This window comes from Rhizobacter sp., assembly GCF_031412495.1.
Lineage (GTDB): Bacteria > Pseudomonadota > Gammaproteobacteria > Burkholderiales > Burkholderiaceae_C > Schlegelella_A.
Genome location: NZ_JANODC010000406.1, coordinates 1 through 10227, shown reverse-complemented (window position 1 = coordinate 10227; position 10227 = coordinate 1). Strand labels below are relative to the sequence as shown.

10 protein-coding genes are annotated in these 10227 nt (G+C 70.7%); 2 read left to right on the top strand and 8 right to left on the bottom strand.

Annotated elements, in window-relative coordinates; translation table 11 throughout:
- A partial coding sequence (locus tag AC30N0_RS15070) for a DinB family protein (RefSeq protein WP_489518719.1) occupies positions 1–692 on the bottom strand: 692 nt, incomplete at its 3' end.
- A 170-nt stretch (positions 693–862) separates the two neighbouring features.
- On the opposite strand from AC30N0_RS15070, the gene dnaE reads away from it, so the two are divergent.
- Both dnaE and AC30N0_RS15060 read left to right on the top strand, forming a co-directional pair.
- On the top strand, positions 863–4375 hold the full coding sequence (gene dnaE, locus AC30N0_RS15065) for a DNA polymerase III subunit alpha (RefSeq protein ID WP_489518718.1): 3513 nt from the start codon (positions 863–865) through the stop codon (positions 4373–4375).
- Between the two features lie 19 nt (positions 4376–4394).
- Positions 4395–5588: a patatin-like phospholipase family protein gene (locus AC30N0_RS15060; RefSeq protein WP_489518717.1), complete on the top strand. Its 1194-nt coding sequence runs from the start codon at positions 4395–4397 to the stop codon at positions 5586–5588.
- Positions 5589–5617: 29 nt separating this feature from the next.
- On the opposite strand, the gene AC30N0_RS15055 is transcribed toward AC30N0_RS15060, so the two are convergent.
- The 7 genes from AC30N0_RS15055 to AC30N0_RS15025 all read right to left on the bottom strand — a co-directional run.
- Entirely contained in the window at positions 5618–5893 is a 276-nt protein-coding gene (locus AC30N0_RS15055) for a ComEA family DNA-binding protein (protein WP_489518716.1), read from the bottom strand.
- 14 nt (positions 5894–5907) lie between these two features.
- Entirely contained in the window at positions 5908–6906 is a 999-nt protein-coding gene (gene rfaD / locus AC30N0_RS15050; protein WP_489518715.1) for an ADP-glyceromanno-heptose 6-epimerase, read from the bottom strand.
- Positions 6903–7916, bottom strand: a complete 1014-nt coding sequence (rfaE1, locus tag AC30N0_RS15045; RefSeq protein ID WP_489518714.1) for a D-glycero-beta-D-manno-heptose-7-phosphate kinase — start codon at positions 7914–7916, stop codon at positions 6903–6905. Before rfaE1 ends, rfaD begins: the two co-directional genes overlap by 4 nt.
- Entirely contained in the window at positions 7859–9004 is a 1146-nt protein-coding gene (gene lapB / locus AC30N0_RS15040) for a lipopolysaccharide assembly protein LapB (RefSeq protein ID WP_489518713.1), read from the bottom strand. The genes rfaE1 and lapB overlap by 58 nt, the downstream gene beginning before the upstream one ends.
- The gene (locus AC30N0_RS15035) at positions 8994–9308 is read right to left on the bottom strand and encodes a LapA family protein (RefSeq protein ID WP_489518712.1); all 315 of its coding nucleotides are present in this window, start codon (positions 9306–9308) and stop codon (positions 8994–8996) included. The genes lapB and AC30N0_RS15035 overlap by 11 nt, the downstream gene beginning before the upstream one ends.
- A gap of 12 nt (positions 9309–9320) precedes the next feature.
- Entirely contained in the window at positions 9321–9677 is a 357-nt protein-coding gene (locus AC30N0_RS15030; RefSeq protein ID WP_489518711.1) for an integration host factor subunit beta, read from the bottom strand.
- 90 nt (positions 9678–9767) lie between these two features.
- On the bottom strand, positions 9768–10227 hold a 460-nt coding region (locus AC30N0_RS15025; protein WP_489518710.1), incomplete at its 5' end, for a S1 RNA-binding domain-containing protein.

The window sequence follows — 10227 nt, the reverse complement described above, 5'->3', positions numbered from 1 at the left end:
GCGATCTCGAAGTCGTCGGCCCAGGCTCGGTGGCGCGGCATCTCGTTGTCGAAGCAGAACGTCCCGTCCTCGTCGGGCAGATGGCCCAGCTCGCGGACGCCGCCCGCGAACTCGAACCAGCGCAGCGGTTGCGGCCCGACGCGCGCCATCGGCCAGCGCCTGGCATACGCCGCCGACAGCGGGCTGCACGACAAGGCGTGCTTGATGTCGGTGAGCAGCAGCTCCTGGTGCTGCTGCTCGTGGTGCAGCCCGAGCGTGACCAGCGCTTCGATCTCGGCATCATCGGCACGAGCCTCGAGCAGCGTCTGCATGCCCTCGTCGACGTGGACACGATATCGCTTCACCTCGGCTAGCGAGGGTCGCGCCAGCAGGCCGCGCTGCGGACGAGGATGCAAGTCGCCGACGCCCTGGTAGTAGCTGTTGAAGAGGATCCGGAAGGCCGGGTCGAAGACCTTGTACGACGGCGCGAAGCGCTCGAGCAGGAAGGTCTCGAAGAACCAGGTGACGTGGGCGAGGTGCCACTTCGTCGGGCTGGCGTCCGGCATAGACTGCACCTGGCAGTCCTCGGCCGAGAGCGGCGCCGCCAGGGCCAGGCTCGCCTCGCGGACGGCCGCGTAGCGCGCGGCCAAGGGCGTGCGCAGGCGGGCGCCGGAAACGCTGCTGCGGGGCGAGCCCGTCGACCTCTCGTGCATGGAATTCTCCCGCCTCGCGGCGTGCTTCGTCGGCGTCGCACGCACCGCGCAGGCACCTTAGCCCAACTCCGTGCAGGAGTGCGTGGAAGGGCTTCCGGCACATGGCCGGTCGCGGGCATCGCCAGGGGCGCTTTCGGCCGGAGCGAGGACACCGCTCTCTAGAATGGGGCATGGCATTCGTTCACCTGCGTGCGCACACCGAGTACTCGGTGGTCGACGGCACGCTCCGGATCGACAGCGTCGTCGCCGCGGCGGCGGCCGACGGCCAGGTCGCCCTGGCGATCACCGACGTCAGCAACCTGTTCGGCGCGATCAAGTTCTACACCGCGGCGCGCAAGTCCGGCGTCAAGCCGATCCTCGGCGTCGAGGTCTGCATGGAGCCCGAGGCGGGCGAGAAGGGCCCGAGCAGGATGGTCCTCCTGGTGCAGAACCGGGCCGGCTACCTCAACGTGTCGGAGCTGTTGTCGCGCGGCTGGCTGGGCAACGCGGGCAGCGGCCACGCGCTCCTCAAGTGGGCCTGGCTGCGCGAGCTCGGCGACGGCTTGATCGTTCTCTCCGGGGCCGACAGCGGCTCCCTCGGGCAGGCGCTGCTGAGCGGCGACGCGGCGCGGGCCCGTGCCCTGGGCGAGCGCCTGCAGGCGTGGTTCCCGAAGCGCTTCTACATCGAGGTCCAGCGCATCGGCCTGCCCAGCAACGAGACGCACCTGCGTTCGGCCGTGCAGCTCGCTTCCGAGCTGGCCCTGCCGGTGGTCGCGACGCACACGGCGCAGTTTCTCGAGCCTGATGACCACGAGGCGCACGAAGCGCGGGTCTGCGTCGCCGAGGGCGAGATGCTGGCCAACCCGCGCCGCACCAAGCGCTTCACCCGCGAGCAGTACTTCCGGAGTCAGGCGCACATGGAAGCGCTCTTCGCCGACCTGCCGAGCGCGCTCGCCAACACGGTCGCGATCGCGCGCCGCTGCAACCTGAGCCTGACCCTCGGCAAGCCGCAGCTGCCCGACTTCACGACGCCGCTCGTCGACGGCAGGGCCCTGCCGATGCCGGAGTACTTCCGCGTCGCGTCCCACCACGGCCTGGAGAACCGGCTGGCGCAGCTCTACCCCGATGCGGCCGTGCGCGACCGCGAGCGGCCGCGCTACGTCGAGCGGCTCGACTTCGAGATCGAGACGATCCTGAAGATGGGCTTCCCCGGTTACTTCCTGATCGTCGCCGACTTCATCAACTGGGCCCAGAAGAACGGCTGCCCGGTCGGGCCGGGCCGCGGCTCGGGCGCCGGCTCGCTGGTCGCCTACTCGCTCAACATCACCGGCCTCGACCCGCTCCGCTACAACCTGCTGTTCGAACGCTTCCTGAATCCGGAGCGGGTGTCGATGCCCGACTTCGACATCGACTTCTGCCAGGCCAACCGCGACCGCGTCATCGACTACGTGAAGGCCAAGTACGGCCGCGACGCCGTGAGCCAGATCGCCACCTTCGGCACCATGGCCGCGAAGGCGGCGCTGCGCGACATCGGCCGTGTCCTCGGCATGAGCTACGGGCACGTCGACTCCATCGCCAAGCTCGTCCCGGCACCGCCCGGCAAGAGCGTGACCCTGCGCCGGCCACCCGACAGGCCCGACCCCAGCGTCATCTACGCGCGCCGCGAGGCGCCGGAGATCGAGCAGCGCGAGCGCAACGAGGTCGAGGTGGCCGAGCTCCTCGCCCTGGCCGAGCGCGCCGAGGGGCTGGTGCGCAACGTCGGCATGCACGCCGGCGGGGTGCTCATCGCGCCGGGCAAGATCACCGACTTCTGCCCCCTGTACATGCAGCCCGGCAGCGAGAGCGCGGTGAGCCAGTTCGACAAGGACGACGTCGAGGCGATCGGCCTGGTCAAGTTCGACTTCCTCGGCCTGGCCACGCTCACCATCCTAGAGATGGCGAAGGACTTCATCGTCGCCCGCCATCCGGAGCGCGCCGGCTTCAGCTACGACGACCTCCCGCTCGACGACCGGAAGGTCTACGCGCTCTTCGCCGAGGGCCGGACCGAGTCGGTGTTCCAGTTCGAAAGCGGCGGCATGCAGCGCATGCTGAAGGACGCCAAGCCGAGCCGCCTCGAGGACCTGATCGCCCTCAACGCGATGTTCCGGCCGGGGCCGATGGAGAACATCCCGAGCTTCTGCGCACGCAAGCACGGCCGCGAGGAGGTCACCTACCCGCATCCGCTCCTCGAGACGGTGCTCGGCGAGACCTACGGGATCATGGTCTACCAGGAGCAGGTGATGCAGGCGGCGCAGGTGCTGGGCGGCTACTCGCTCGGCAGCGCCGACCTTCTGCGCCGCGCCATGGGCAAGAAAAAGCCCGAGGAGATGGCGACGCACCGGGCCATCTTCCGCGACGGCGCGGCGAAGAAGGGCATCTCCGCGGAAGTCGCCGACGAGGTCTTCGACCTCATGGAGAAGTTCGCCGGCTACGGCTTCAACAAGTCGCACGCCGCCGCCTACTCGCTGCTGGCGTACCACACGGCCTGGATCAAGGTCCACCACCCGGCGGAGTTCTTCGCCGCCAACATGTCGGTCGAGACCGACAACAGCGACAAGCTGAAGGTCCTGGTCGCCGATGCCAAGAGCTTCGGCGTGACCATCGAGCCGCCCGACGTCAACACCGGCAGCTACGGCTTCGCCCCGGTGTCGGAAACTTCCGTGCGTTACGGACTGGGCGCGGTCAAGGGTACCGGGCACGGCGCGATCGAGGCCATCGTCGCCGCGCGTGAGGCAGGCGGGGGCTTCAAGAGCCTGTTCGACTTCTGCGCCCGGGTCGACCGCACCCGCATCAACCGCCGCGTCGTCGAGGCGCTGGTCAAGGCCGGCGCCTTCGACGGCATCCACGCCGAGCGCGCGAGCCTGCTCGCCAGCGTCGGCCTGGCCCTCGACTGGGCCGACACCCAGGCGGCCCACGCCGATCAGGGCGGCCTGTTCGACTTCGGCACCGACGGCACCGACGCGCACGGTGCCAGCACGCAGGAGCCGGCCCTCGTCGCGGCGGCCGAATGGACGATCAAGGAGCGCCTCACGCTCGAGAAGACGGCGCTCGGTTTCTATCTCTCCGGCCACCTTTTCGACCAGAGCGCGGCCGAGGTGCGCCGCTTCGTCAAGCTGCGCATCGCCGACCTGATCGACAGCCGCGAGCCGGTCCTGCTCGCCGGCATCGTCGGCGACCTGCGCGTCGTCAACGGCCAGCGCGGGCGCGTCGCGCTGTTCAAGCTCGATGACATGAGCGAGGTCGTCGAGGCCGTCGCCAACGAGGACCTGCTGCTCGCCAACCGCGACCTGCTCAAGGACGACGAGCTCGTCATCGTCCAGGGCAAGGCGCAGCCGGACCGTTTCTCGGGCGGCATCCGCCTCAACGTGCAGAGCGTGTGGGACCTGGCTGCCGCGCGCTGCCGCTTCGGCAAGTACCTGCGCGTCGAGGTCAACGGCAGCGTGCCGCCGGTGGCCGAGGTCCTGCGCGACTTTCCTTCTCGGCGCATCGTCACCGACCAGGGCGACCTGCCGCAGGGCCTGCCGGTGCGCCTGGCCCTGTCGCGCGAGAACGCGAGCGGCGAGCTCGACCTCGGCGAGTCGGCCCGCTTCTACCCGTCGGAGGCGGCGCTCGCCCGCTGGAGCTCGGCGGCCGCGCACGGCCGCGCGATCGTCGTCTACGAATGACCTTGCCGACGCGCCGGCGATGAGCGAGGCTTCGGCGCTGACGGGGCTGGTCCTCACCGGCGGCGGGGCCCGGGCCGCGTACCAGATCGGCGTCCTCAAGGCGATCGCGCAAGTCCGGCGCGAGTCGCGCGTCACCTCCGGCAATCCGTTTCCGGTCATCGCCGGCACCTCGGCAGGCGGCATCAACGCCGCGGCACTGGCCTGCCGGGCCGACGACTTCGACGCCGCCGTCGCCGGCCTGGTCGAGGTGTGGGAGAACTTTCGCGCCGAGCAGGTCTACCGCACCGATTCCTTCGGCGTGATCCGCACCGGCGCGCGCTGGCTGACCATGTTCTCCCTCGGCTGGGCGATCGCGCGCTGGCGCAAGGCCCGGCCGCGATCGCTCCTCGACAACACGCCGCTGGCGCGCCTGCTGAGCGGCCTGATCAGCACCGAGCGGCTGCACCGCGCGATGGCCGACGGCCACCTGCACGCACTGGCGATCACGGCGTCGAGCTACGGCTCCGGGCTGCACGTCACCTTCTACGATTCCCTCGGCCCCATCGTGCCCTGGACCCGGTCGCAGCGCCTGGCCGTGCGCACCAAGATCGCCGTGCCGCACCTGCTCGCGTCGTCGGCGATCCCCTTCGTGTTCCCGGCCGTCGCGCTGCGCATCGACGGCCGGACGGAGTACTGCGGCGACGGCTCGATGCGCCAGGTGGCGCCGATCTCGCCGGCCGTGCACCTGGGCGCCGAGCGCATCCTCGTCGTCGGCGCCGGACGCATGCACGAGCCGCCGGGCGAGCGCGCCGGCAGCAGCGAGTATCCGAACCTGGCGCAGATCGCCGGCCATGCGCTGTCGAACATCTTCCTCGATGCTCTCGCCGTCGACGTCGAGCGCCTGCAGCGCATCAACGCCACCCTGGCCCTGCTGCCGGCCGAGGCGCGGGCCGCGACCAGCCTGAAGCCGATCGAGGTGCTGGTGATCGCGCCGAGCGAGCGGCTCGACGACATCGCGGCGCGGCACCTGTCGAGCCTGCCCCTGCCGATCCGCGCCATGCTCGGTGGTCTCGGCGTGTCCGGCAGCGGCAACGACGCCCGCGGCGCGGCGCTTGCCAGCTACCTGCTCTTCGAGGCGCCATACACCCGCGAGCTGATCGCGCTCGGCGTGCGCGACACGCTGGCGCGCAGCGGCGAGGTGCGGTCCTTCTTCGGCTGGCCGGCGGCCGAGTGAGCCGCGCGGTCGCTCTGCCTGTGCGGCGATCAGGGCTCGTCGTAGGGCTTGCCGTCGACGGTCAGGCCGGCCTTCGAGAACCGCCTCGCGCTGGCGACGCCGACGCCGCCGACGCGCGCCATGAAGTCGGCCCAGCTGCGGAAATCGCCCTTCCTGCGCTCGTTCACGATGAGCGAGGAAAGCCCCGGGCCGATGCCCGTGATCGATTCCAGGTCGGCCTGGCTGGCGTGGTTGACGTCGACTCCAGCGAGCGCGACCGACGCCAGTAGCGCGGCAAGCGCGGCGACCAGCCTGCCGATGCGCACGGGTTCGCCTGGCCTTACCGGACGGCCTGCTTCTGCAGCCAGCCGACGTAGCGCGCCACGCCGGTGGCCACGTCGGCGAACGCGTGATCGCAGCCTGTCGCGCGCAGCCGGGCCAAGTCGGCTTCGGTGAAGCACTGGTACTTGCCGACGAGCGCGGCCGGGAAGTCGACGTACTCGAGGAGCCCCGCGGTGAGCATCGCCTCGAGCTCGAGCGGCGCCTCGCCGAGGGCGGCGCGCTCGGTGTTCACCACCGCGACGGCGACGTCGTTGAACGGCTGGGCTCGGCCGCTGCCGAGGTTGAAGATGCCGCTGACCTCGGGGTGCTCGAGAAACCAGAGGTTGACGGCGACGACATCGTCGACGGAGACGAAGTCGCGCGCCTGCATGCCCGCCTCGTAGCCGCCGTAGGCGCCGAACAGGCGCACCCGGCCGTTGGCGCGGAACTGGTTGAAGTGGTGGAAGGCGACGGACGCCATCCGCCCCTTGTGCTGCTCGTGCGGCCCGTAGACGTTGAAGTAGCGAAAGCCGGCCACCTGGGCTGTCGCCGCCGGCAGCATGCGCCGCACGACGTTGTCGAAGAGCAGCTTGGACCAGCCGTAGACGTTGAGCGGCCGCTCGAACGCGGGTTCCTCGCGGAAGGTCGACGAGCCACCGTACGTCGCTGCAGACGACGCGTACAGCAGGCGAGCGCCCTGCGCCTGGCAGGCGTCGAGCAGCGTCTTCGAGGCGCGGTAGTTGAGGTCGAGCATGAGCCGGCCGTCGTGCTCCATCGTGTCGGAGCAGGCGCCTTCGTGGAAGACGCAGTCGACGCGGCCGAGCTCGCCGCTGGCGAAGCGCGCGTAGAAGTCGCGCCGGTCGAAGTAGTCGCTGAGCTCGGCGCCTACGAGGTTGGCGTGCTTGCTGCCGTCGGTGAGGTCGTCGACCGCGATCACGTCGTCGATGCCGATGGCGTTCAGGCCGCGGACGAGGTTGGCGCCGATCATTCCCGCCGCGCCCGTGACGACGACCTTCATGCCCCGGCCTCTTGCTGGAAGAGCTCGTCGTACGAGGCGGTGGCGGTGCCGAACTTGCCGACGACGACGCCGCCGGCGCGGTTGGCGATCGGCAGAGCCTCACGCAGGCCGAGGCCGCAGGCGAGCATCGCCGCGACCGTCGCGATGACGGTGTCGCCGGCGCCGGTGACGTCGAACACCTCGCGCGCCTCGGCCGCGACCTGCACATGACCGTCGGCGTCGAACAGCGACATGCCTTCCTCCGAGCGCGTCAGCAGCAGCGCCTCGATGCCGAGCAATTCGCGCAGTGCCTGGGCCCGCTCGTGCAGCTGCGCCTCGCTGCTCCAGTTGCCGATCACCTGGGCCAGCTCGGCCCGGTTCGGCGTGATGACGGTGGCGCCCTGGTAGCGCCGGTAGTCGCTTCCCTTCGGGTCGACGAGGACCGGAAGCCTGGCGCCACGGGCCGCCTCGATCATGGTGGGAATGTGCGTGAGGCCGCCTTTGCCGTAGTCGGAGAACAGCACCGCGTCCGAGCTCGACAGGGCCTTGTCGTACCAGGGGCGCATGTCTTCCAGCACCTCGTGATCCGGCTCCTCCTCGAAGTCGACCCGCAGCAGCTGCTGCGAGCGGCCGATGACGCGCAGCTTCACCGTCGTGGTGAGCCGCGGATCGCGCTTGAACAGCGTCTCGATGTCGCGCTGCGCGAGCAGGTCCTCGAGCCGATGGCCGTGCTCGTCGTCGCCGATCGCAGTCAGCAGGCTTGCCTGCGCACCCAGGCTCTTGACGTTCCAGGCGACGTTGGCGGCGCCGCCGAGGCGCTCCTCCTGCTTGGCCGGGTTGACGCGCACGACCGGCACGGGCGCCTCCGGCGAGATGCGATCGACGGCCCCGAACCAGTAGCGGTCGAGCATGGCGTCGCCGACGACCAGGACGCGGGCCGCGGCTAGTCGGTCGCGCGACGGTGGGGCGTTCTTCAGAGGTCCTCCAGTCGCTGCGGCGGATAGGTGTCCCAGCCGAGGCAGCCGGGACATTGCCAGAAATAGTGCTCGGCCTCGAAGCCGCACGCCGCGCAACGATAGCGGTGCAGCGGCCTAGCGGCGTGCCGCAAGGCGGTGCTCAGGGCGGCCGAGGTCTCGTCGCCGGCGGCCGCCGCGGCCCCGACGACGGCGTTGGCAGCGGCGATCGTCGGATGTTCGCGCAGATGGCCGAGCAGCTTGGCGTTGCGCGAGCCGTCGTCCGCCTGGAGCGACGCAATTGTCTCCAGCAGGTCCAGCGTGGGCGCGCGGTCGTAGAGCGCCTGCAGCCGCTCCAGCGCCGCTCCTTGCCGGCCCAGGACCTTGGCGCTGGCGGCGAAGCGGCGGGCGACGAGGTTGAAGGCGGTCGGCCGGACCGTCATCAGGGTCGTCCACGACCGCATCGCTTCGGCGTGGTCGCCGCGCGCCGCCGCCCGCTCGCCGGCCAGGATGAGCGGGCGGGCATCGCGCGGGCCGGCCTCGAGCGCGCGCGCCATCGCCTGGTCCGCGGCGGCTGCATCGTGGGCAGCGTCGGCCTCGAGGACGATCTCGCACCAGTAGTGGGCGATGCGCGAAGCGAACGAGCCAGTGCCGCTCTTCTCGAGCTGCATGGCCACGTCGACGGCGGCGCGCCAGTCGCGCGATCGCTCGTGCAGGTCAAGCAGGGCCAGGCGCGCCTCGGTGTCGAAGGCGGTGCCGGCCAGGGCCTGGTAGGCCTGTTCGGCGCGGTCGAGGAGGCCGGCCTTCATGTAGTCCTGCGCCAGCGCGTGCTGGGCCCGGTGCCGCTCGCTGGCCGCGAGGTCGGCCCGGCCGAGCAGGTGCTGGTGCACGCGGACTGCGCGCTCGTATTCGCCGCGGCGGCGGAACAGGTTGCCGAGGGCGAAGTGCAGCTCGGACGTGTCCGGGTCCTGCTGCACCGCCTCGATGAAGGCGTCGATCGCCTTGTCGTGCTGCTCGCTCAGGAGCAGGTTGAGTCCCTTGTAGTAGACCTTCTGCGAGCCCTGCAGCTCACGCCGCCACTGGCGGACGTCCCAGCGCGAGCCGATCCAGCCCAGCGCGAAGGCGAGCGGCAGGCCCCAGAGCAGCCACTGCAGCTCAAAGTCCATCGCGCGGCGGGTGCGGCAGAAGCGCATCCGAGCCCGTGGCCGGCGCGGCGGGGCCGAGCGGCGAGGCGGCCGCCCGCGTGCCTTCGCGACGCGCGATGCGGCGATGCTTCCACCAGCTCGGCACCATCGCGAATATGCCGAAGGCACAGCCGAAGCCGAAGGCGCCGAGGACGATGAAGACCATCGGCGCGCGCCACTCCTGGCCGAAGAACCAGTGCACGCTCGACGTGTGCTGGTTGTTGAGCGCGAACGCGAAGAGGGTGAAGAAGACCGCGGCCCGGACCAGCCAGACGAGGACTCGCATCGGCCGCCCGGCTCAGGTGGAGCCGGCGCCTCGTGCCGGCTCGCTGCGGGCGGCCTCTCCCTCGGCCGCCGCCGTCCGCAAGGCGCCGACCCGCGCGTCGACCGCCTCGCGCATCGCCTTGCCCGGCTTGAAGTGCGGGACCAGCTTTTCCGAGATGACGACCTGCTCCCCGGAACGCGGGTTGCGCCCGACCCGCGGCGGCCGCCGGTTGATCGAGAAGCTGCCGAAGCCGCGGATCTCGATGCGGTGCCCGCGGGCCAGGGCGGAGGCCATCGCGTCGAGGATCGTCTTGACCGCGAACTCGGTGTCGCGATGCGTCAGCTGACCGAACCGCTCGGCCAGCTGGACGACCAGGTCGGAACGCGTCATGGCGCCCCTCGTCCGGCGAGTACACCGGCCGATCCCCCGAGGGGATGCGGGCCGGCTTGGGGCGGCCCGGCGCTCGGCCCGCGACTCACGTCAGGAGTCCTGGTTCTGGCTCTGGTTGTCGAGCTTCGCCCGCAGGAGCGCGCCGAGGCTCGTCGTGCCGGCGTTCTCGCGCTCGCTGTCCTTGGCCAGGCGCTGCATGCCTTCCTGGGCGTCGGCGTTGTCCTTGGCCTTGATCGACAGCTGGATCGAGCGCGCCTTGCGGTCGACGTTGATGATCATGGCGTTGACCTCGTCGCCTTCCTTCAGCACGTTGCGGGCATCCTCGACGCGGTCGCGGCTGATCTCCGATGCGCGCAGGTAGCCGGTCACGTCGCCGTTGAGCTGGATCTCGGCGCCGCGTGCGTCGACCGAGATCACCTTGCCGGTGACCAGCTGGCCGCGGTCGTTGACCGAGCTGTAGCTGGTGAACGGATCGCTGTCGAGCTGCTTGATGCCGAGCGAGATGCGCTCGCGGTCGACGTCGACGGCCAGCACGATCGCCTCGACCTCC